Here is a 21,284-nt window from a genome sequence, read left to right on the forward strand (position 1 = left end):
GCAGGCCATGGAGGCGGGCTCGTCGGCAAGCAGCGTCGTGGCTTGTAGGAGCCGAGCCGCCGCTCGGGTTGCAGGAGGCGGTGTCGGCCGACCGTCGCGGAACCGGCCGTGGAACGCCCGCGTAAACGGCCGCAGAACCAGCCGCGGAAAGCTAGGCGCTCGCCAGCACCTGCGCGAGGTCTGCCTTCAGCGAGGTCGCGCGCTCGGGCGCCCGCGCCAGCCCCGCATCGACCAGCGCCTGCGCCCGCTCGCGGTCGCCCAGGTGCGCGGCAATGCGGGCCAGGTGCAGCGCGGTGCGCGCGTGGACGCCGTTCGGGTCGGTCTCGCGAAGCAGCTGCTCGAAGCTCTGCGGGTAGCTGCCATGCCGGGCGAAAAAGGCGCGGCCCGGGCCGCTCCATTCGCTCACGATGAACTCGACGCTTTCCTCCGCCTCTTCCTTCGACGTGCCATAGGCCCAGCCGAAGGCTTCGCCCGGCGGCGGGTGCATGCGGTCGCGGAACACGCAGTGCGCTTCCTCGATGTCCCGCGGCGCGACCTGCCCGCCGCCCTCGGTCGGCAAAAAGGCCAGGTGCGCGCCGAGGTTCAGGTAGCAAGCCCCTCCTCCTCTCGCGCCGCTGGCCCCCTGCACGTTGAACACATGGATCACCGGGCCGTCGATGCGGCGCAGCGTCTGGCCGGTGCCCTCGAAGCCTTCGGCCTTGAGCACGGGGAACAGCTTCTTTTCGAGGAGCCTGAGAAAGGTGGCGCGGTTCATGGGCTGGGTCGTCTCCGGGTACGCAGGGTGATCGAGTATCGCAAGCCCTCCGTCGGCGCGATGGCGTGCTGCCAAGCCCACCGCGCCGGCCCGCGCAGCACGTACACCGAGCGCGGCTCGATCAGGAATTCGAGCGTGGCCGGCCCCGATGCGGCCGCACCCGGCACATACGGCCTGAACTGCATCACCGCGTCGCCGTGCAGCGAAACGCCGACGATGTCCTCGAAGTCCGGCACGTCGCGGTGCCAGCCCAGCGGCGTGCCGGGCCGGTACTCGGCAATGAGCGCATGCGTGAGCTCTTCGGGCGCGATGCCGGCCCACGCGGCCGCCTTGTCGCGCAGCGGGTGCAGCTCGGCGGGCAACGGGGCGCCAGGCTTGAGGCGGTTGGTGTCGAAGTCGTAGCTGCCGCCAAAGCCGATGCCGCGCCGGCGCGCCGTGTATTCCTTGTAGCGCATCTCCTTCAGCGGCCAGCCCTGCACGAGGCGCAGCAGCCCGGCCTCTTCGTCGCGCGACAGAAAGCCGTTTTCGTAGCGCAGCCCTTCGATGGCCGCGACCGGCGCCTCGCCGAACAGGTCGGGCTGGCCGGCGTGCTCCAGGCGTCTAGCGGCGCCCATCGCTCACTCCCTTGCTCACTCCCTTGCTCACTCCCTTGCTCACTCCCTTGCTCACTCCCTTGCTCACTCCTGCGCCCACCCTTTCGTTCGCCTCTTCGTTCGCGCCGCCGTGCACAGCGCCCGCCAGCTGCACATGCCACCAGCGCGGCAGCAGCTCGCGGATTTCGGCGCGCGCGAAGCGGTCGTCCAGCAGGTGCAGCACGCCCCGGTCTTCCTCGGTGCGAATCACGCGGCCCGCCGCCTGCACCACCTTCTGCAAGCCCGGGTAGAGGTAGGTGTACTCGTAGCCCTTGCCGAAGCGCGTCTGCATGCGCTCGCGGGTGATCTCGTTCAGCTCGTTGTACTGCGGCAGCCCCAGGCTGGCCACGAAGGCGCCGATGAGCCGGCTGCCCGGCAGGTCGATGCCCTCGCCGAACGCGCCGCCCAGCACCGCGAAGCCGATGCCCTGCCCGCCTTCCTCGAAGCGCGCGATGAAGCCGTGGCGGTCGGCCTCGCGCATGCCGCGCGTCTGCGTCCACACGGGCACGCCGGGGTGCCGCAGCGAGAACGCGGCGCAGGCTTTTTCCAGGTAGTCGAAGCTGCTGAAAAAGGCCAGGTAGTTGCCCGGCATGCGCTCGAACTGCGCGCCGATGATGTCCGCCACGTTGCGCAGCGAGCCCGCGCGGTCCCTGAAGCGCGTGGACACGTGCATGGCCACCTCCACGCGCAGCTGCTGCGCGGTGAAGGGCGAGGCCACGTCCAGCAGCACGGTGTTCTCGGGCAGGCCGAGCGCGTCGCGGTAGAACGCGAACGGCGACAAGGTGCCCGAGAAGCAGGTGACCGACGCCGCATCGCCGAAGCGCGCGGCCAGGAACGGCGCTGGCACCAGGTTGCGCAGGGCCAGCGTGCGCTCCTGCTGGGTGGCGCCCAGCGTGCGCTCGAACACCGAGTGGTCGCCGAAGGCCTCGGCCAGCCGGGCGAAGTGCAGCGCGTCGAAGAAAAAACGCTGCAGCGGGCCCTGCGAGGCATCGGGCGTGGCCGCGAAGTACTCGGCCATGGCGGTGTTGGCGGCCTGCAGGGTGCGCAGGAAGCGCTCGGGGATCTCGTCGCCGGTTTCGTAGTCGGCCTGCTGCGACTGCTGCACCGTGTCCCACTCGCGGAACAGGCGCGCCAGCGGGCCGCGCAGCACCGAAGGCGCCGCACGGTGCGCCTCTTCGAGCGCGGCGCCTTCGAGCGACGCGGTGTACATGCCGCGCGCGCGTTCCAGCAGGTTGTGCGCCTCGTCGACCAGCACGGCCACGCGCCAGTCGGCGTCGCGCATGGTGGCGTACAGGAAGGCGCTGCTGTCGAAGTAATAGTTGTAGTCGCCCACGATGGCGTCGGCCCAGTGCGTCATTTCCTGCGCGAGGAAATAGGGGCACACCTCGTGCACCAGGGCGATGTCGCGCAGCGCCTGCCGGTCGAGCCAGGCCACCTGCGCGGCCTGCTCGCGCGCGGCGGGCAGGCGGTCGTAGAAGCCGCGCGCCAGCGGGCAGGCGTCGCCGTGGCAGGCGCGGTCGGGGTACTCGCACACCTTCTCGCGCGCCGCGAGCTCCAGCACGCGCAGGCGGCCGGCGCCCTGCCCCTTGTCGAGCACGCGCAGGGCATCGAGCGCCACCGGGCGGCCCGAGGTCTTGGCGGTGAGGAAGAAGACCTTGTCGATCTTCTGCGCCGCGCGCGCCTTCAGCAGCGGAAACAGCGTGGCCAGCGTCTTGCCGATGCCCGTGGGCGCCTGCGTCATGAGGCAGCGCCCGCCCACGCCGGCGCGGTACACGGCCTCGGCCAGTTCGCGCTGGCCGGCGCGAAAGCTGCGGTACGGGAACTCGAGCTGCGCCAGGGTCTGGTCGAGCGCGGCGCGGTGGCCGGCCTCGCTCGCGGCCCAGGCGCTGTAGCGCGCGCACAGCGCCTCGAAGTGTTCGCGCAGTGCGTCGCGGGTGTGGTGCTCTTCGAGCACGGTTTCATCGCCGGTGGCCAGGTCGAGGTACACCAGCGCCACGGTCATGGCGGCGTGGCCGTCCAGCTCGCACAGCATCCAGCCGTAGCTGCGGGCCTGGGCCCAGTGCAGTGCGCGGTGGTTGCCGCGGATGGCGTCGAAGTCGCCGCGGAAGGTCTTGATTTCTTCCACGCGGGCCTCAATCACCTCGCTCCCCCTGCCCCGGCGCAGCTCGTAGCCGTCGGCCCGGCCGCGCACCCGCAGCGTGCCGCAGGTGGTGTCCAGCGCCACCTCGCTTTCGTAGCCGTCGCCGCGCCGGTGCTGCACCAGCGCGTGGCCGGCCATGCCCTCCTGGGCGCTGGGCGCGGGCACGAAGCGCAGGTCGAGGTCGCCCGCCTTCGCGCCGAAGGCGCACAGCGCCTTGACGGAAACGACGTGGGTCACGGCAACGGGCGCCGCGGGCGGGTTGGAAAAGGCAGTACCCATTGCGGGCCATTTCTGGCGTGGACTGTATGGATTTACAGTATAGCCAGCCCTGCCGAAGGGCAGTACCCCTGTTTCTTGCCCTGTCGGGGCCTTCTCCGACAGGGCGACCGGCGTTTTTCGGCAAAACTTGACAAGTTTTGCTTACAAATGCGTCCGATGAATACACCCACTGCGATCGACCCCGAAGACTTTGAACGCCTGCTGAGCCGCAACATCAAGCTGCCCCTGATCGGCGGCGTCTTCGGCGCCGTGGTGTTCGTCGGGCTGATCCTGTTCCTGCTCAACACCATCGGCTGGGTCGAGCATACCGACCGCGTTACCCGCGCGGCCAGCGAACTGCAGCGCCAGAGCATCGACATGGAAACCGGCATGCGCGGCTTCCTGATCACCGGCGACGAAAGCTTCCTGGAGCCCTACCAGAGCGCCCTGCCCCGCATGAAGGGCGACACCGCCGCGCTGCGCGCGCTGGTGGCCGACAACCGCCAGCAGGTGGAGCGCGTCGACCGCATCGCGGGCATCCAGGCGACCTGGCAGGAATTTGCCCGCAGCCTCATCGCCGCGCGCCGCGCCGGCGAAGACGCCCAGGCGCAGGTGCGGCTGGGCCGCGGCAAGCGGCTCACCGACGACATGCGCACCGAATTCAACGCGCTCATGGACACCGAGCAAACGCTGCGCTTCCAGCGCAACAACGACGCCAACCGCACCGCGTGGTGGACGGTGGGGCTGTTCCTGCTGTTCACGGTCGGCTTCACCGGGCTGGTGGCGTACTTCGGGCGGCGCCAGCTGATGCGGCTGTCGGACAGCTACGACGTGGTGCTGAAGGAGCAGGCCGCCCATGCGGAACGGCTCGCGCACGAAGCCTGGCTGCGCAGCGCGCAGACCGAGCTGGTGGGCGAACTGGTGGGCGAGCTGAGCGCGCCCGACATGGGCCGCAAGATACTGGCGTTCTTCTCGCGCTACCTGGGCACGGCGGTCGGCGCCATCTATGTGCGCGAGCGGCACGGCCCGCTGCGCCGGGCGGCGAGCTACGGCTTCTCCAGCGCGGCGGAAGCCACGCCGCAGGTGTTCTCCCCCACCGAGAGCCTGATCGGCCAGGCCGCGGCCGAGCGCCGCCGCATGCTGATCGACCCGGTGGACGCCGACTACCTGAAGGTCAACTCCGGCCTGGGCCAGATGTCGCCCAAGGCGGTGCTGCTGCTCCCGGTGACCGACGGCGGCATGGCCAACGGCGTGGTCGAGCTCGGCCTGCCGGGCCCGCTGGACGAGCGCGGCAACCAGCTGCTGGACGTGGTGGCCGACGACATCGGCACCTCGCTGGCGGCCGCGCGCTACCGCGAGCAGCTGCAGGACGTGCTGGCCGAAACCCAGCAGCTGAACGAAGAACTGCAGGTGCAGCAGGAAGAACTGCGCACCGCCAACGAAGAGCTCGAAGAGCAGTCGCGCGCCCTGCGCGCCTCGCAGGCCATGCTGGAGAACCAGCAGGCCGAGCTGGAGCAGACCAACAGCCAACTGTCCGAGCGCACCGAGGCGCTCGACCAGCGCAACACCGCGCTGCGCCGCGTGCAGCGCGACCTCGAAGACCGCGCCGACGAACTGCAGCGCGCCAGCCGCTACAAGTCGGAGTTCCTGGCGAACATGTCGCACGAGCTGCGCACGCCGCTGAACAGCGCGCTCATCCTGGCCAAGCTGCTGGGCGACAACCCGCAGGGCAACCTCTCGCCCGAGCAGGTGAAGTTCGCGGACTCCATCTACTCGTCGGGCAACGACCTGCTGGTGCTGATCAACGACATCCTGGACATTGCCAAGGTCGAGGCCGGCAAGCTGGAGGTGGTGACCGAAGACATGTCGCTCGCCAAGCTGGCGCAGAGCCTGGAGAGCACCTTCAGCCCGCTGGCGATGCAGAAGAACCTGAGCTTCCGCCTCGAGATCGGGGCCGACGCGCCGGCCACGCTGGTCACCGACCGCCAGCGCGTGGAACAGATCCTGAAGAACCTGCTGTCGAACGCGCTGAAGTTCACCGACCGCGGCGAAGTGGCCGTGGTGGTCTCGCCCACGGCGGACGGCGGCGCGGCCTTCGCGGTCTCCGACTCGGGCATCGGCATCGACGCCAAGCAGCACGAGCTGATCTTCGAGGCCTTCCGCCAGGCCGACGGCACCACCAGCCGGCGCTACGGCGGCACCGGGCTGGGGCTGTCGATTTCGCGCGACCTCACGCAGCTGCTGGGCGGCACGCTGACGGTGCAGAGCACGCCGGGCCAGGGCAGCACCTTCATCCTGCAGCTGCCGGCGAAGGCGCCGCAGGCTTCGGGGGCGTCTTCGTCTACATCGAACTTTCCTTCGTCATCGAATTCGTTCGCGCCCGCTGCGCACTCGGTCGTCTACACGCCCAAGGCCGTGCCCACGGCCCCGCTGGCACCGCAGGCGCCCTCCCCGGTGCCCGCCCCGCAGTTCGCCGACGACCGCACCATTCCGCGCGACCAGGTGCGCCGCGTGCTGGTCATCGAGGACGAACCGCAGTTCGCGCACATCCTCTACGACCTGGCGCACGAGCTGGGCTATCGCTGCCTGGTGGCGCACGGCGCGGCAGACGGCTTCGATCTGGCCACGCAGTTCCTGCCCGACGCCATCCTGCTGGACATGCGCCTGCCCGACAGCACCGGGCTGGACGTGCTTCAGCGCCTGAAAGATTCGCCCCACACGCGCCACATTCCCATCCACGTGGTGTCGGCCGCCGAGAACGCGCAGGGCGCGGCGCTGCAGATGGGCGCCATCGGCTACGCGCTGAAGCCCGCCACCCGCGACGAGCTCATGAAGGTGTTCGGCCGGCTGGAAGAAAAGCTCACGCAGAAGGTGAAGGTGGTGCTGCTGGTGGAAGACGACGAGCTGCAGCGCGAGAGCGTGATCCGCCTCATTGGCGACGACGACATCGAGATCGTGGCGGTGGGCTCCGGCGAAGAGGCGCTGGAGCTGCTGCGCACCCGCGTGTTCGACTGCATGATCACCGACCTGAAGCTGCCCGACATGCAGGGCAGCGAGCTGCTCAAGGCCATGGCGGCGGAAGAGATCGTGTCGTTTCCGCCGGTCATCGTGTACACCGGGCGCAACCTCACGCGCGACGAAGAGACCGAGCTGCAGCGCTATTCGCGCTCCATCATCATCAAGGGCGCGCGCTCGCCGGAGCGGCTGCTCGACGAGGTGACGCTGTTCCTGCACAAGGTGGAGGCCGAGCTGTCGACCGAGCGCCAGGGCATGCTGAAGACGGCGCGCGGGCGCGACCGCATCTTCGAGGGCCGCACCATCCTGCTGGTGGACGACGACGTGCGCAACATCTTCGCGCTGACCAGCGCGCTGGAAGCGCGCGGCGCCATGGTCGAGATCGGCCGCAACGGCCGCGAGGCGCTCGAAAAGCTCGACCAGGTGAGCGACATCGACCTGGTGCTGATGGACGTGATGATGCCGGAGATGGACGGCCTGGAGGCCACGCGCCGCCTGCGCGCCAACCCGCGCTTCGAGAAGATGCCCGTGATTGCCATCACCGCCAAGGCCACCAAGGACGACCGCGAGCAGTGCCTGGCCGCCGGCGCCAACGACTACCTGGCCAAGCCGGTGGACCTGGAGCGCCTGTTCTCGATGCTGCGCGTGTGGATGCCGAAGATGGAGCGCCTATGACACCACCCCCTGTCAACCGACCGCCCCTGCCCGCGCCGATCTCCCCCGTGTCCTCGTCCGGCCTGCCCCCCACGCCGCCGCACCCGCTGAGCGACACCGAGATCGAGCTGCGCCTGCTGATGGAGGCCATCTACCTCAAGTACAGCTACGACTTCCGCAACTACACCGTGGCCTCGCAGAAGCGCCGCGTGCTGCATGCGCTCGACCAGCTCGGGCTGCCCAGCATCTCGGCGCTGCAGGACAAGGTGCTGCGCGACCCGGCGCTGTTCGGGCGGCTGCTGCAGTTCCTGACGATTCCGGTGAGCGAGATGTTCCGCGACCCGGCGTACTTCCTGGCGCTGCGCCAGCACGTGGTGCCCATCCTGCACACCTACCCTTCGGTGAAGGTGTGGGTGGCCGGCTGCAGCACCGGCGAAGAGGTGTTCTCGCTGGCCATCCTGCTGCGCGAAGAAGGCCTGCTGGCGCGCACGCAGATCTACGCCACCGACATCAACCCGGCCTCGCTCGAGAAGGCACGCCAGGGCATCTTTCCGCTGGAGGCGATTCGCGGCTACACCACCAACTACCAGCGCGCGGGCGGGCGCAGTTCGTTCTCCGACTACTACACCGCCGCCTACGACGCCGCGCGCTTCGACCCCTCGCTGTGCGCCGACGTGATCTTTGCCGACCACAGCCTGGCCACCGACAGCGTGTTCGCCGAAACGCAGCTGGTGTCGTGCCGCAACGTGCTCATCTACTTCAACCGCCAGCTGCAGGACCGCGCGCTCGGGCTGTTCCACGAGTCGCTGTCGCACCGCGGCTTTCTCGGGCTGGGCTCGAAGGAAAGCATCGACTTCTCGGGCTACTCCGACCGCTTCGACACGCATGCGCGCGCCGAGCGCATCTACCGCAAGCTGGCATGAGGAAACGCCTGCGTTCGTCCATCCAGAAGCGCGTGGACGCGGTGGTGCTGGGCGCCTCGGCCGGCGGCATCGACGCGCTGTACACGCTGCTGCACGAGTTGCCCGCCACCTGGCGGCTGCCCATGGCGGTGGTGCTGCACCTGCCCGAGGACCACGAGAGCCACCTGGCGGAGATCTTCGCGCAGCGCCTGCCCATCGCGGTGCGCGAGGCCGCCGACAAGATGCCGCTGGCCGGCGGCAGCCTGTACTTCGCGCCGCCGGGCTACCACCTGTCCATCGAGCGCGAGCGCACCTTTTCGCTCAGCTGCGAACCGCCGGTGCTGTTCTCGCGCCCGTCGATCGACGTGCTGATGGGCTCCGCCGCCGATGCCTACGGCCCCGCGCTCGCGGGCTTCCTGCTGACCGGCGCGAACTACGACGGCGCCGAAGGCCTCCACCGCATTCACCTGGCCGGCGGGCTCACCGCCGTCCAGGAACCGACAGAAGCACAGATTCCCACCATGCCCCAAGCCGCCATCGCGCGCCACGCTCCCGACTACGTGCTCCCCTTGCGCGAACTGCGCGAGCTGCTGCTCCAACTGGAGACCGCCCATGAACATTGACATCGAAAGCAAGCTGCTGATCGTCGATGACCTGCCGGAAAACCTGCTGGCGCTGGAGGCGCTCATTCGCGCGCCGGGCCGCGTGGTGTACCGCGCGGCCTCCGCCGAGGCGGCGCTGGCGCTGCTGCTGGAGCACGAGTTCGCGCTGGCCATCGTCGACGTGCAGATGCCGGGCATGAACGGCTTCGAGCTGGCCGAGCTGATGCGCGGCACCGAGCGCACGCGCCACATTCCCATCATCTTCGTGAGCGCCGCGGGCCGCGAGCTGAACTACGCCTTCCAGGGCTACGAGAGCGGAGCGGTCGACTTTTTACACAAGCCGCTGGACCCGCACGCGGTGGTCAGCAAGGTGAACGTGTTCGTCGACCTGTACCGCCACCGCAAGGCGCTGCGCCACGAGATGGAGTCGCTGGCCGCCGCGCACCGCAAGCAGGAAGAGCTTGTGCAACAGCTGCAGCACACGCAGGGCGAGCTGGAGCGCGCGGTGCGCATGCGCGACGACTTCATGTCGATGGTGTCGCACGAGCTGCGCACCCCGCTGAACACGCTGTACCTGGAGGCGCAGCTGCGCCAGCTGCACCTGTCCAAGGGCAACCTCGCGAGCTTCGCGCCCGAGCGGCTGCCCGCCATGATCGAGCGCGACCAGCGGCAGATTCGCAACATGGTGCGCCTCATCGACGACATGCTCGACGTGACGCGCATGCGCCGCGACGCGCTGTCGATACAGACCAAGCCGGTGGACCTGGCCGCGCTGTCGCGCGCGGTGGTCGAGAACCTGCACCAGCAGGCCGAGGCCGCGGGCTCGGTCATCACGCTGCATGCGCCGGCCGAGCTGCGCGGCGTGTGGGACGAGTTCCGCATCGAGCAGGTGCTGACCAACCTGCTGACCAACGCGCTGCGCTATGGCGGCGGCAAGCCTGTGGAGATGGTGGTGCGCCAGATCGACGAGACTGGCAAAAACGGCGGCAGCGCAGGCGTGGCGCAGGTGGCCGTGCGCGACCAGGGCATCGGCATCGCACCCGAAGACCAGGGCCGCGTCTTCGAGCAGTTCGAGCGCACCGCCGACAGCCACAAGCATGCGGCCGGCCTGGGGCTGGGGCTGTACATCACGCGCAAGATCGTGAGCCTGCACGGCGGGCGCATCGGCGTGCAGAGCGCGCCGGGCGAAGGCTCGCGCTTCGTGGTCGACCTGCCGCTGGACGCGACGGACGCCACCGAAGTGCAAGGCAGCGACAAAGAGAAGGAAGGCACGCAAACGTAGGCATGCTCCTACCGCGGCGCCCGCGCGGCGCCGCGATACTGCTCCATTCGACTTACTTGAAAGAGAGCTCTCCGTGAATGTGCTGATCGTCGACGACAACGAAGCGGCGGCCGACCTGTTGCAGGAACTGCTGACGCTGCAGGACCACACGGCGCGCTGCACCTACACGGCCCGCCAGGCGCTGGAAGCAGCGGCCAACGAAAGCTTCGACGCCGCCCTGATCGACCTTACGCTGCCCGACCTGCCCGGCACCGAAGTCGCGCGGCAGCTGCGCGCGAGCACGTCGCCGGGCACGCCGAAATTGCTGGTGGCCATTTCGGGCTTCTCGCAGCAGGACGCCGGTGGCCAGTCGGCCGCGGGCCTGTTCGACCACCACCTGCAAAAGCCGATCGACATCGACAAGCTCGATCGCATCCTGGCCCAGACGCTGTAGCGCAGCGCAGCGCCGCAGGCCTCAGCGTCAACGCGAGGCTGGCGCTTCTTTTCTCCCCCCGCTTTTCCTTCTGATCGCAGCGACGCGCCAGCCGTCGCGGCGCGAGCCGTCGCGGCGCGAGCCGTCGCGGCGCGAGCCTGCGCGCCTGCGTGGGCGGCTTTGCCCTACTGGTAAACCAGAGGCCATAAATTGGTGAACCACTTTTAAACTGGCTCACCAAATCATGGCGACCCTCACTGAAACCCCCACCGCGCCCAACGCTCCAGCGACCGAGCTGGAGTCCGACCGCTCGTACCAGAAGCTCGCGGCCCGCATCGCGGAGCTGATCGCCGGCGGCGAATTCAAGGTGGGCGACCGCCTGCCGTCGGAGCGCGCGCTGGCCGAGCGCTTCAACGTGAGCCGCACGCTGGTGCGCGAGGCCATCATCGTCCTGGAGATCCAGGGCGCGGTCGAGGTGCGCGGCGGCTCGGGCATCTACATCAGCGCGCCGGCCACGGGCACGGCCGCGGCGCCCGCCTCCGCCTACACGCTGTCGCCCGGCCCGGGCCCCTTCGAGCTGCTGCGCGCGCGCAGCCTGATCGAGGGCGAGATCGCCTCGGTGGCCGCGGAAAACCGCAAGGACAGCGACATCGACCGCATCTACGCCGCGCTGGCCGCGATGCGCGAGCACATGCAGGACAAGGCGGCCAACGAGGCGGCCGACCGGCTTTTTCACCTGCGCATTGCCGAGTCGACCGGCAACAGCGTGCTGCTGCAGATGGTGACCGGCCTGTGGGACCACACGCGCGCGCCGATCTGGTCGCAGATGGAGGCGCACTTTCACACGCCCGAGCTGCGCCGCGCCTCGCAGGACGACCACCAGCGCGTGTTCAACGCGCTGCTCGAGCGCAACCCCGCCGAGGCCCGCGCCGCGATGCGCGCGCACATCGACCGAGTGATCGCCGAGTTCGCGCAGGCATGGCGCTGAGCCTCACGGCGCTGTCGCCACCCCGTGCCTTTTGCGCCCCTGCCGCACCCGCGCCCCGCCCGCTTTTTTCCTTGTGTTTTCCCTCCGCCCGATCCGGGTGATACCTAGAACTGGAGACTGAAGATGACGACTACGAAGACCCTGCTCGCCGCCTTGCTGGCCGCGGCGTTCGTCGGCCAGGCCGCCGCGCAGACCGTGCCGCTGCCGGCGCCCGGCACCAGCGCGCGCATCGACGCCATCAAGAAGTCGGGCGTGCTGCGCGCGGCCGTGCTGTCGAACCCGCCGTGGCTGGTCGAGAACACCACCGGTTCGGGCGACGCCTGGGCCGGCCCGGCCTGGCTGCTGGCCAACGAAGTGGCCAGGCAGCTCGGCGTGAAGCTGCAGGCCGTGCCCGTGTCGCACGAGACCAAGGTGCCGGTGCTGGCGTCGAACCAGGCCGACATGACCATCTCGCCGCTGTCGGTCACGCCCGAGCGGCTGAAGGTGGTCGACTTCGTGACGTACTCGCGCACCGCGCTGTGCGTGTTCGGCCGCGCCGACAACCCGAAGGTGGCCAACGCCAAGTCGATCGACGAGTTCAACAACCCGAACATCACGGTGGCCTACTTCACCGGCGGCGGCGAAGAAAACTGGGTGAAGAAGCGCTTCCCCAACGCCAAGCTGCGCGGCGTGTCCACCGCCGGCACCGCGGCGCCGGTCGAAGAGATCATGGCCAAGCGCGCCGACATCACGCCCATCAACCGCGTGCCATGGCAGGCGCTGAACCGCAAGGTGAAGGGCCTGAAGGCGCTGCCCGAAGGCAACAACTGCCAGGACTCCGCCGAGATGGCCACGCCCATCGGCCTGGCCATCGACAAGAACCAGCCCGAGTACCTGAACTGGCTCAAGGCCGTGAACGACCAGATGAAGCCCAAGCTGGACGCGGACGAGGCCCGCATCATCAACGCGATGTGACCTGCGGCCCCGGCCGCAGCCATTCGACTTCATGGATCTCGACTTTTCCCCCCTGCTCGACAGCTGGCAGTACCTGCTCGGCGGGCTGGGCGTCACGCTGCTGCTGTCGGTGCTCACCGCCGTCGGCGCGCTGGTGCTCGGCACCGCGCTGGGCCTGGGCCGCGTCTACGGCGCGGCCTGGCTGCGCATACCCATCGTGTTCTACATCGACACCCAGCGCGCCATTCCGGTGCTGGTGATCCTGGTGTGGTTCTATTTCGCGGTGCCCATCCTCACGGGCATCAGCTTTCATCCGTTCTGGGCCGCGCTGATGGCGCTCACGCTGCACATTGCCGCCTACGTGGCGGAGATCGTGCGCGCGGGCATCGAGTCGATCCGGCCCGGGCAGATCCGCGCGGCGCTGGCGCTCGGCATGTCGCGCGTGCAGATCGTGCGCAAGGTGGTGCTGCCGCAGGCGCTGGTGCGCATGCTGCCGGCCTTTGGCTCGGTGCTGTCGATCACCATCAAGGACACGGCCATTGCCACGGTGATTGCCGTGCCCGAGCTCATGAAGCGGGCCGAAACCATCGCGGGCCAGAGCTACCGGCCCATCGAGGTGTTCACGGTGGTGATGGCCATCTACTTCATCATCTTGTTCCCCGGAACACGGCTGATCGATGCGCTGTACAAGCGCGTTGCGCACCTGGGGAGGTCGTGATGAACCTCGACTGGAACATTGTCTGGGTGCACCGCTACGACCTGCTGCACGGCGCCGGGCTGACGGTGCTGCTCACCGTGCTGACCATGCTGGTGGCGGTGCCCGCGGGCATCGTGCTGGCGCTGATGCGGCTGTCGAACAGCAAGGTGCTGGCCGGCGCGAGCCAGGTGTTCGTGGAATTCTTTCGCAACCTGCCGCTCATTTTGGTCGTGTACTGGGCCTTCTACGTGATGCCGGTGCTGATGCACATCGAGTTCTCGGCTTTCACCACCGGTCTGGTGGCGCTGTGCCTGAACGTGGCGGCCTACAACGCGGAGACCTTTCGCGCGGGCATCAACTCCATCCGCAAGGGCCAGATGGAAGCGGCCATCGCGGTCGGCATGAGCCGCTGGCAGGCCATGCGCAAGGTGGTGATCCCGCAGGCCTGGCGGCGCGTGCTGCCGGTGCTGGCGAGCACCTGGGTGTCGCTGTTCAAGGACACCTCGCTGGTGTCGGTGATCGCGGTGGGCGAGCTGGCGCACGTGGCGCTGCAGATTCGCTCGTCGAGCTTTCGCGTGCTGGAAATGCTCACGGCCATGGCCGTCATCTACTGGCTCATGGGCTACCCGCAGGCCAAGCTGGTCGACTGGATACAGAAGAAATTCGAGGTCAAGGAATGATGAACGGCGAACGCAAGTCCGCGGGCCAGGCGCCCGTGGTGGTGTACGACAACGTGCGCAAGCTGTACGGCAGCTTCGTGGCGCTCGACGGCGTGACGGTGCAGGTCAACAAGGGCGAGGTGATGTGCCTCATCGGGCCCTCGGGCTCGGGCAAGTCGACGCTGCTGCGCTGCACGAACGCGCTGGAGGCCATCGACGGCGGGCGCGTGCTGATCGACGGCGTGCCGCTGCCAACCGACGAGCGCGCCGCGCGCAAGGTGCGCCAGCGCATGGGCATGGTGTTCCAGAACTTCGAGCTGTTCCCGCACAAGAACGCGCTGGACAACGTGGCCATGGGCCCCGTCACCGTGCTGGGCATGAGCGAGGCGCAGGCGCGCGAGCGCGCGATGAAGCTGCTCGAGAAGGTGGGCCTGGCCAACAAGGCGCTGAATTTTCCGAGCGGGCTTTCGGGCGGCCAGCAGCAGCGCGTGGCCATCGCGCGCGCGCTGGCCATGGAGCCCGAGGTGATGCTGTTCGACGAGCCCACCTCGGCGCTGGACCCCGAGACCATCGGCGAAGTGCTCAACGTGATGAAGAAGCTGGCAGACGAGGGCATGACCATGGTCGTGGTCACGCACGAGATGGCCTTTGCCAAGAGCGTGGCCGACTGGGTCGTGGTGTTCGACCACGGCAAGGTGGTCGAGCAGGGGCCGCCCCGGCAGATCTTCGAGGCGCCCACGGCCGAGCGCACGCGCGACTTCCTGGGCCACCTCGGCTGGCACGGCTGACACAGCCAGGCGCCACCCACCCTCTCCCCACACAACGACACACACCATGAAAATCACCAATGCCCGCGTCATCGTCTGCAGCCCGGGCCGCAACTTCGTCACCCTGAAGATCGAGACCGACGAGGGCCTCACCGGCATCGGCGACGCCACGCTCAACGGGCGCGAGCTGTCGGTGGCCGCGTACCTCACCGAGCACGTCATTCCCTGCCTGATCGGGCGCGACGCGCACCAGATCGAGGACATCTGGCAGTACCTGTACAAGGGCGCCTACTGGCGCCGCGGCCCGGTCACCATGACCGCCATCGCCGCCGTGGACACCGCCCTGTGGGACATCAAGGCCAAGGCCGCCAACATGCCGCTGTACCAGCTGCTGGGCGGCAAGAGCCGCACCGGCGTGATGGTGTACGGCCACGCCAACGGCCGCGACATCGAGCAGACCGTGGACGAGGTGCTGCGCTACAAGGAAGAAGGCTACCTGGCCATTCGCGCGCAAAGCGGCGTGCCGGGCCTGGAGAAGGTGTACGGCGTGGGCCGCGGCACCATGTTCTACGAGCCGGCCGACGCCGACCTGCCCAGCGAGCACGACTGGTCGACCGCCAAGTACCTGGCGCACACGCCCAAGCTGTTCGACGCGGTGCGCAGCGCCGTGGGCCCCGACATCCACCTGCTGCACGACGTGCACCACCGGCTGACGCCCATCGAGGCCGGGCGGCTGGGCAAGTCGCTGGAGCCCTTCAACCTGTTCTGGATGGAGGACGCCACGCCGGCCGAGAACCAGGACGCCTTCAAGCTCATTCGCCAGCACACCACCACGCCGCTGGCCGTGGGCGAGATCTTCAACAGCATCTGGGACTGCAAGGACCTGATCCAGAACCAGCTGATCGACTTCATCCGCACCACGGTGGTCCACGCGGGCGGCATCACGCAGCTGCGCCGCATTGCCGACCTGGCCTCGCTCTACCAGGTGCGCACGGGCTGCCATGGCGCCACCGACCTGTCGCCGGCGTGCATGGGCGCGGCGTTGCACTTCGATTTGTGGGTGCCCAACTTCGGCATCCAGGAGTACATGCGCCACACCGACGAGACCGACGCGGTGTTCCCGCACGCCTACAGCTTCGCCAACGGCATGCTGCACCCGGGCGAGGCGCCGGGCCACGGCGTGGACATCGACGAGAAGCTGGCCGCCAAGTACCCGTACCAGCGCGCCTACCTGCCGGTGAACCGGCTGCAGCACGACGGCACGCTCTGGAACTGGTGAGCGTGCGAGACATGGCGCGCCTTCACCCCGACACCCTCGCCCACCTGCCCGCTGGCGTCGAACGGCCCCGCTACCGGCGCGACGCGCTGCAGGCCGGCATCGTGCACCTGGGCGTGGGCGCCTTCCACCGGGCGCACATCGCGGTGGTCAACGAGGCCGCGCTGCACGCGAGCGCCGACCTGCGCTGGGGCACGGTGGGCGTGTCGCTGCGCGCGGCCGACACGCGCGATGCGCTGCGCCCGCAGGCCGGCCTCTACACCCTTGCCCTGCGCGACGCGGCCGACGACGGCAGCCCGCGCGAGGCGCTGCAGGTGGTCGGCAACCTGCTCGATGTGCTTGTGGCGCCCGAAAACCCGCAGGCCGTGCTGGCGCGCATCGCGCACGCCGACACGCGCATCGTGAGCCTCACGATCACCGAGAAGGGCTACCACCACGACCCGGCCACCGGCGCGCTGCGGCTGGACGCACCCGACATCGTTCACGACCTGGCCCACCCCGGAGCGCCGCGCACCATGCCCGGCTTCGTCGTGCATGCGCTCGCCCTGCGCCGCGCGCGCGGGCTGGCGCCGCTCACCGTGCTGTCGTGCGACAACCTGCCCGCCAACGGCGACACGACGCGCGGCATCGTGCTGGCGTTCGCGCATGCGGTGGACGCCGGTTTGCGCGACTGGATCGCCGCGCACTGCACCTTTCCGAATTCGATGGTCGACCGCATCGTGCCGCGCACCACCGACGCCGACCGCGCGCGCATCTCGGAGCGCCTGGGCGTCGACGACGCGTGGCCGGTGATCGGCGAACCCTTTCTCGAATGGGTGGTGGAAGACAGCTTCGCCAATGGCCGGCCCGACTGGACCGCGGGCGGCGCCCGCTTCGTCGCGCATGCGCAGCCCTATGAAAAGCTCAAGCTGCGCATGGTGAACGGCGCGCATTCGGCGCTGGCCTACCTGGGCGCGACGGCGGGCTTTCGCACGGTGGACCGCGCCATGGCCGAGCCCGCGCTGCGGGCGTTCATCGACGCGCTGATGCGCGAAGAAATCGCGCCCACGCTGCCGGCCATGGAAGGGCTGGACCTGGACGCCTACCGCACGCGGCTGCTGCAACGCTTTGCGAACCCCGCGCTGCAGCACCAGACGAAGCAGATCGCCATGGACGGTTCGCAGAAGCTGCCGCAGCGTTTGCTAGGCACGGTGCGCGACCGGCTGGCCGCGGGGCGGCCCATCGACCGGCTCGCGCTGGCCGTGGCCGGATGGCTTCACTACCTGCGCGGCGTGGACGAGACCGGTGCCACGCACGAGATACAAGACCCGCTCGCTTCAGCGTTGGCGCAGCGTTTGGCGCAAGCCGGTGCGGCTTCGTCGATGCAGGACCGGGTGGCGTTCTTCACCGGCTTCGCGCCGGTGTTCGGGGAGCTGGGGAGCGAGCCGCGTTTCGTGGCGGCTGTGGCGCGCGCGCTCGGCGTGCTCGAAGCCCACGGCGTGCGTGGCGCCCTTGCCGCCAGCGAGCCGAACGCCTGAGCGTTCAGCCTTCCAGTTCAGCGGCTCCTGCTGCGCCTCGAATAGCTGCGCATGGCCTCGTAGCGGTACACACGAAAGCCGTCCTTCTGCAGGAAGCTCACCGGCTCCCAGCCGCGGGCCAGCGCGGTGTCGGTGATCTGCGCCATCTGCACGCCCAGGTAGTCCTGCAGGCTGTCGGACACGGCAAGCTCGAACTTGCGCAGCTCGCGGTCCAGCGCCTCGATGGCCGCGATGGCGGCCTCCACGTTGCCGAAGGGGCGCACGTGCGTCACCGGGTTGCTGCGCACCATGCTGCGCGGTGCCACGGGCTCCGCGCCAAAGTTGACGCTGGCGCCGCCGTCCATGCCGTTCAGGCCGCCGATGCTCATCGATGTCATTCCATGAACCCCATGTTGCGCAGGTAGGTCTGGCCGCTGGGCGCGGTCACGTTGTTGAAGTTCTTCAGGTTGGGCAGGATGCCGTCGAGCTCCGCATCCGGCACGCCGAACCACCGCGCCAGCGTGGCGGCGTACTGGTCGACCGAGGTGGTCGGCAGCAGCCGGCCCTGGCCCACGTGCCACTGGTCGTCGTCGGCGGCGCTGCTGCCCACGCTCACCGGTGGGGCCGTGCCGTACAGCGCCTTGCCCTGCACCGCGCCGCCGACCACGAAGTGGTGGCTGCCCCAGCCGTGGTCGGACCCGTTGCCGTTGCTCGACAGCGTGCGGCCGAAGTCCGAGGCGGTGAAGGCCGTGACACTTTTCTCGATCTTGAACAGCTCCATCTGCCGCTGGAACGCGGCCATGGCGTACGACACGCGCTTCATCAGGCCGCCCTGCTTCGTGTCCAGGTCGTCGTGCAGGTCGAAGCCGCCCATCGACACGAAGAACACCTGGCGCTTGACGCCCAGCGAGGCGCGCCCGCGAATCAGGCGCGCGACCATCTTGAGCTGGTTGGCCAGGTAGTCGTTGCCCGAAAAGGTGGCGTTCAGGTCGTCCGCCATGATGGCGCTGGTGATCTTGCCCTCGGCGCTGGTCGCGCGCGCGGTGACCTTGTTGTATTCGTTCTCCAGCGTGTGGCCGCGCGGCTGCTGCGCAAGCTGCTGCATGGCCGCCTTCACCGCCGACGAGCCGTACACGTTGCCGCTGGCCGTGCTCACGCTGTTGATGCGCACCGCGCCGCCGGTGCCCACCTGGTATTGCTGCGCCTCGTCGCCCGACAGGAACACGGTGTTGCCCGACACCGAGATGCAGGTGAACAGCGATGCGTTCTTCTGCCCCGACAGCACCAGGTCGCCCAGGTTGCCGCCCCAGCCGATGGTGGAGCCCTCGGGCGACGACGACTGCCACACCGACTGCTGGTCGTTGTGCGAGAACAGCTTGGGCGGAACCGGGTAGTCGCGGCGGTTCGAGCCGTTGTACTGGGCGCGCGTGAGCGGCTTGACCAGCGGGCCGACGTTCATCTGCACCGCCATCTTTCCCAGGTCGAACAGCGCGGCCAGTTCGGTCATGGACGGGTTCAGCGCGTACTTGCGCCCGCCCGGCAGCGCCACCGTGGGCTTGAGCTCGGTCTTCGCCAGGTCGGCATCGAACGGCAGCGCGATGGCGCCGCGAATGTCGCGGTACTTGGCGTAGCTGTCGGCGTCGTAGTTGACGAGCGTGTTGGCGTAGTCGTTGCCGCCGTACATGAAGACGCACACCAGCGCCTTGTAGTCGTCGGCGGGCGCGCCCTGCGCGGCGGCTTCGCCCATGGCGGCGAGGTTGAGCGCGAAGGGCGTCGCGGTGCCCGCGATGGCCAGGTGGCCCGCGCGGCGAAGGAAGGCGCGGCGGCTGTGTTCCGCAGGGTTGATCAGGTACATGTGCGTCTTGCTCCCGCGTTCTTTATTTCTGCACGAGGTATTCGGGCGAGCCCATCACCAGCAGCACCCCGGCGCACACCAGGCTCAGCCGACCGGCGTCGGTGCTCGGGTTGGCCAGCGGCGGCTGCGACAGCGCGCCGGCAATCAGCGCCACCGTGGCGGCCGAGAGCTGGTTGGCCGCCAGCAGCAGGTTCAGCCGGCGCACCAGCGCGGCCGGGTCGCCGGCCAGCGCGCGCTCGTTCACGTAGGTGGCCATCACGTCCTGGTTGTCGAAGCCGCTCGGCAAGATGCGCTGCAGAAAGTTGAGGTAGCCGCCCACGCTGGTCTCGTTGACCAGCTGGAACTCGGGCGCCACCATCTTGTTGCTGGCAATGGCGGTCGCGGGGGGCACGTAGCCGGGTCTGAAGAAGTTGAACACCGAGGGCGAGCGCAGCGGGCTCTGGCCCAGGTCCTGGCTGCTGTCCGAGGTATTCCTGATGTTCCACGTGTCGCCGGTGGAGCGCACGCCGAACGTGCGGCCCCATTGCACCAACCGCAGCATGGGCTCGCGCAGGTGCCCGAAGTTGGCGTCGGCCAGGCCCGCGGGGCCGCGCGCCTCGTCGTCGAGCAGCACGGCCGCGAACACGCTCTTCATGTCGCCGCGCACGCCCGCGCCGTTGTTGGCGAACACGTCGGATACGCGCTTCAGGTACGCCGGGCTGGGGTTGCTCGTCACCAGCCGCTGGATCAGCTGGCGGCCGATGAAGGGGCCGACGTTCGGGTGGTTGAAGAGCGCGTCGAGCGCCGTCTTCAGTGCCTCGGGGCCGGCCGTGCCGGCGGGCACCGTGGTGCCCAGGAAGCGCGCCTCGAGCATCGAATGGTTGCGCGCGGTGAACGCCATGGGGCGCGTAGTCCACTGGTTGCTCTCGATGGTGTAGCTGGCGCCCTCGGGGCGAAAAGCGTTGAACTCCGCCGTGCGAATGTCGAGGTTGTAGCCGGTGAACACGCGCGCCAGGTTCGACACGTCGCTCTGCACGTAGGTCTCCTGCGGCTGGCCGTCGGCGCCGGTCTTCAGCGAGCCATCGGAGTTCAGCTGGTACAGCCCGATGGTCATCAGCTGCATCACCTCGCGCGCGTAGTTCTCGTCGGGCTGGCGGCCCGAGTTGTCTTCCTTGCGGTTGTCGCGCGTGTTCAGGTAGAAGCCCATCGCCGGGTTGAGCGTGACGTCTTCCAGCAGCTGGCGAAAGTTGCCGGTGACGCCGCTCACCAGCATGTCCCAGTACTGCGCCATCATGGCCGTGGGCCAGCTCGAGCCGATGTCGGTGGACGAGACCACGAAGATCTCGCTGAACGCCAGCGCCATGCGCTTGCGCACCGGGTCGGCCGAGGTCATGAGCTGGCGCCAGGCCATGGCGTCGACATCGACCTTGCCGTAGGGCTTGCTGTTGACCCACTCCCATGCGGTGGGCTCGCGCGGCGCGCCGAACTGCTCGGCCAGCCACGGCATGTAGCCCTTGGCGCGCACGTCGGCGATGTCCTTGTCCGACGCAGCGAACTGGGCTTGAAGCAGGAAGCGCGCGGCCTCCTCGTCGGTCTTGGCCTGCGGGTAGTGGTACGGGCCGGTGTCGATCTGCACCGGGTCGACCGCGGCCTCGGGCGCGGCGCCTGCGCCGGGGAGGAACACGCCGCCGGCACTGCCTCCGCCCCCGCCGCCGCCGCCACCACAGGCGGCCAGCGCGGCAGCCATCGAAAAGACGGCCGCGGCCTTCACGGGCTGTGAAGCGTCGGCCTGCCCTGCCTGCGCCGGCCGGGCTGCCTCCATGGCCAGGTCTTCGCCGGCCTCCAACTGTTCTTCCACCATGTACCTCGCTCCTGCGGCGCTCCAACGCCGGTCGGAGCACACAAGGCAAGCCGCATGCCTTCGAGGTGACCCATGGGAAACGCGGACTCCGGTATGCAAAACGGGCCGACGAGCCACACAAA

At 69.0% G+C, this 21,284-nt stretch carries 18 protein-coding genes; 12 read left to right on the forward strand and 6 right to left on the reverse strand.

Features of this window, described 5'->3' with window-relative positions; genetic code table 11:
- Window positions 1-151 precede the first annotated feature (151 nt).
- The 3 genes from AB6807_RS06115 to AB6807_RS06125 are packed head-to-tail and all read right to left on the reverse strand — an operon-like array spanning window position 152 to window position 3,805.
- Window positions 152-754 (reverse strand): DUF4304 domain-containing protein, encoded by a 603-nt coding sequence (locus AB6807_RS06115; protein ID WP_371083891.1) that lies wholly within the window; start codon window positions 752-754, stop codon window positions 152-154.
- Window positions 751-1,368 carry an alpha-ketoglutarate-dependent dioxygenase AlkB gene (locus tag AB6807_RS06120; RefSeq protein ID WP_371083892.1) on the reverse strand — a complete coding sequence of 206 codons (618 nt, stop codon included), beginning with the start codon at window positions 1,366-1,368 and terminating at the stop codon, window positions 751-753. Before AB6807_RS06120 ends, AB6807_RS06115 begins: the two co-directional genes overlap by 4 nt.
- Complete coding sequence (locus AB6807_RS06125) at window positions 1,355-3,805, reverse strand: ATP-dependent DNA helicase (protein WP_371083893.1); 2,451 nt, start codon at window positions 3,803-3,805, stop codon at window positions 1,355-1,357. The genes AB6807_RS06120 and AB6807_RS06125 overlap by 14 nt, the downstream gene beginning before the upstream one ends.
- A gap of 156 nt (window positions 3,806-3,961) precedes the next feature.
- On the opposite strand from AB6807_RS06125, the gene AB6807_RS06130 reads away from it, so the two are divergent.
- From AB6807_RS06130 to AB6807_RS06185, 12 genes are all read left to right on the forward strand, one after another.
- Window positions 3,962-7,474 (forward strand): response regulator, encoded by a 3,513-nt coding sequence (locus tag AB6807_RS06130; RefSeq protein WP_371083894.1) that lies wholly within the window; start codon window positions 3,962-3,964, stop codon window positions 7,472-7,474.
- On the forward strand, window positions 7,471-8,376 hold the full coding sequence (locus tag AB6807_RS06135) for a protein-glutamate O-methyltransferase CheR (protein WP_371083895.1): 906 nt from the start codon (window positions 7,471-7,473) through the stop codon (window positions 8,374-8,376). The genes AB6807_RS06130 and AB6807_RS06135 overlap by 4 nt, the downstream gene beginning before the upstream one ends.
- The gene (locus AB6807_RS06140; RefSeq protein ID WP_371083896.1) at window positions 8,373-8,978 is read left to right on the forward strand and encodes a chemotaxis protein CheB; all 606 of its coding nucleotides are present in this window, start codon (window positions 8,373-8,375) and stop codon (window positions 8,976-8,978) included. The genes AB6807_RS06135 and AB6807_RS06140 overlap by 4 nt, the downstream gene beginning before the upstream one ends.
- Complete coding sequence (locus AB6807_RS06145; protein ID WP_371083897.1) at window positions 8,968-10,239, forward strand: ATP-binding protein; 1,272 nt, start codon at window positions 8,968-8,970, stop codon at window positions 10,237-10,239. The genes AB6807_RS06140 and AB6807_RS06145 overlap by 11 nt, the downstream gene beginning before the upstream one ends.
- A 73-nt stretch (window positions 10,240-10,312) precedes the next feature.
- Window positions 10,313-10,672 carry a response regulator gene (locus AB6807_RS06150; RefSeq protein ID WP_116907642.1) on the forward strand — a complete coding sequence of 120 codons (360 nt, stop codon included), beginning with the start codon at window positions 10,313-10,315 and terminating at the stop codon, window positions 10,670-10,672.
- Between the two features lie 223 nt (window positions 10,673-10,895).
- Window positions 10,896-11,639: a FadR/GntR family transcriptional regulator gene (locus tag AB6807_RS06155; protein WP_371083898.1), complete on the forward strand. Its 744-nt coding sequence runs from the start codon at window positions 10,896-10,898 to the stop codon at window positions 11,637-11,639.
- A 123-nt stretch (window positions 11,640-11,762) separates the two neighbouring features.
- Entirely contained in the window at window positions 11,763-12,593 is an 831-nt protein-coding gene (locus AB6807_RS06160) for an ABC transporter substrate-binding protein (RefSeq protein WP_116907640.1), read from the forward strand.
- Between the two features lie 31 nt (window positions 12,594-12,624).
- Complete coding sequence (locus AB6807_RS06165; protein ID WP_116907639.1) at window positions 12,625-13,290, forward strand: amino acid ABC transporter permease; 666 nt, start codon at window positions 12,625-12,627, stop codon at window positions 13,288-13,290.
- Window positions 13,290-13,949, forward strand: coding sequence for an amino acid ABC transporter permease (locus AB6807_RS06170; protein ID WP_371083899.1), 660 nt, complete (start codon window positions 13,290-13,292; stop codon window positions 13,947-13,949). Before AB6807_RS06165 ends, AB6807_RS06170 begins: the two co-directional genes overlap by 1 nt.
- Entirely contained in the window at window positions 13,949-14,716 is a 768-nt protein-coding gene (locus AB6807_RS06175; protein WP_371083900.1) for an amino acid ABC transporter ATP-binding protein, read from the forward strand. Before AB6807_RS06170 ends, AB6807_RS06175 begins: the two co-directional genes overlap by 1 nt.
- Window positions 14,717-14,762: 46 nt before the next feature.
- The gene (gene manD / locus AB6807_RS06180; RefSeq protein WP_116907636.1) at window positions 14,763-15,974 is read left to right on the forward strand and encodes a D-mannonate dehydratase ManD; all 1,212 of its coding nucleotides are present in this window, start codon (window positions 14,763-14,765) and stop codon (window positions 15,972-15,974) included.
- 11 nt (window positions 15,975-15,985) lie between these two features.
- Window positions 15,986-17,488, forward strand: coding sequence for a mannitol dehydrogenase family protein (locus tag AB6807_RS06185; protein WP_371083901.1), 1,503 nt, complete (start codon window positions 15,986-15,988; stop codon window positions 17,486-17,488).
- A gap of 17 nt (window positions 17,489-17,505) precedes the next feature.
- Here the strand turns inward: AB6807_RS06185 and AB6807_RS06190 are convergent, their stop codons facing one another.
- Genes AB6807_RS06190 through AB6807_RS06200 form a run of 3 tightly spaced genes read right to left on the reverse strand, consistent with a single transcriptional unit; the run spans window position 17,506 to window position 21,162 of the window.
- Window positions 17,506-17,856: a hypothetical protein gene (locus AB6807_RS06190; RefSeq protein ID WP_371083902.1), complete on the reverse strand. Its 351-nt coding sequence runs from the start codon at window positions 17,854-17,856 to the stop codon at window positions 17,506-17,508.
- A 5-nt stretch (window positions 17,857-17,861) separates the two neighbouring features.
- The gene (locus AB6807_RS06195; RefSeq protein WP_371083903.1) at window positions 17,862-19,322 is read right to left on the reverse strand and encodes a DUF1501 domain-containing protein; all 1,461 of its coding nucleotides are present in this window, start codon (window positions 19,320-19,322) and stop codon (window positions 17,862-17,864) included.
- Between the two features lie 22 nt (window positions 19,323-19,344).
- Complete coding sequence (locus AB6807_RS06200) at window positions 19,345-21,162, reverse strand: DUF1800 family protein (protein WP_371083904.1); 1,818 nt, start codon at window positions 21,160-21,162, stop codon at window positions 19,345-19,347.
- Window positions 21,163-21,284: the final 122 nt, after the last annotated feature.

Source organism: Variovorax sp. RCC_210, from assembly GCF_041355175.1.
Taxonomy (GTDB): domain Bacteria; phylum Pseudomonadota; class Gammaproteobacteria; order Burkholderiales; family Burkholderiaceae_C; genus Variovorax.

Coding starts and splice junctions, on each gene's coding strand:
- AB6807_RS06115 (WP_371083891.1), bottom strand. CDS start 754: ATGAACCGCGCCACCTTTCTCAGGCTCCTCGAAAAGAAGCTGTTCCCC.
- AB6807_RS06120 (WP_371083892.1), bottom strand. CDS start 1,368: ATGGGCGCCGCTAGACGCCTGGAGCACGCCGGCCAGCCCGACCTGTTC.
- AB6807_RS06125 (WP_371083893.1), bottom strand. CDS start 3,805: ATGGGTACTGCCTTTTCCAACCCGCCCGCGGCGCCCGTTGCCGTGACC.
- AB6807_RS06130 (WP_371083894.1), top strand. CDS start 3,962: ATGAATACACCCACTGCGATCGACCCCGAAGACTTTGAACGCCTGCTG.
- AB6807_RS06135 (WP_371083895.1), top strand. CDS start 7,471: ATGACACCACCCCCTGTCAACCGACCGCCCCTGCCCGCGCCGATCTCC.
- AB6807_RS06140 (WP_371083896.1), top strand. CDS start 8,373: ATGAGGAAACGCCTGCGTTCGTCCATCCAGAAGCGCGTGGACGCGGTG.
- AB6807_RS06145 (WP_371083897.1), top strand. CDS start 8,968: ATGAACATTGACATCGAAAGCAAGCTGCTGATCGTCGATGACCTGCCG.
- AB6807_RS06155 (WP_371083898.1), top strand. CDS start 10,896: ATGGCGACCCTCACTGAAACCCCCACCGCGCCCAACGCTCCAGCGACC.
- AB6807_RS06160 (WP_116907640.1), top strand. CDS start 11,763: ATGACGACTACGAAGACCCTGCTCGCCGCCTTGCTGGCCGCGGCGTTC.
- AB6807_RS06165 (WP_116907639.1), top strand. CDS start 12,625: ATGGATCTCGACTTTTCCCCCCTGCTCGACAGCTGGCAGTACCTGCTC.
- AB6807_RS06170 (WP_371083899.1), top strand. CDS start 13,290: ATGAACCTCGACTGGAACATTGTCTGGGTGCACCGCTACGACCTGCTG.
- AB6807_RS06175 (WP_371083900.1), top strand. CDS start 13,949: ATGAACGGCGAACGCAAGTCCGCGGGCCAGGCGCCCGTGGTGGTGTAC.
- manD (WP_116907636.1), top strand. CDS start 14,763: ATGAAAATCACCAATGCCCGCGTCATCGTCTGCAGCCCGGGCCGCAAC.
- AB6807_RS06185 (WP_371083901.1), top strand. CDS start 15,986: ATGGCGCGCCTTCACCCCGACACCCTCGCCCACCTGCCCGCTGGCGTC.
- AB6807_RS06190 (WP_371083902.1), bottom strand. CDS start 17,856: ATGAGCATCGGCGGCCTGAACGGCATGGACGGCGGCGCCAGCGTCAAC.
- AB6807_RS06195 (WP_371083903.1), bottom strand. CDS start 19,322: ATGTACCTGATCAACCCTGCGGAACACAGCCGCCGCGCCTTCCTTCGC.
- AB6807_RS06200 (WP_371083904.1), bottom strand. CDS start 21,162: ATGGTGGAAGAACAGTTGGAGGCCGGCGAAGACCTGGCCATGGAGGCA.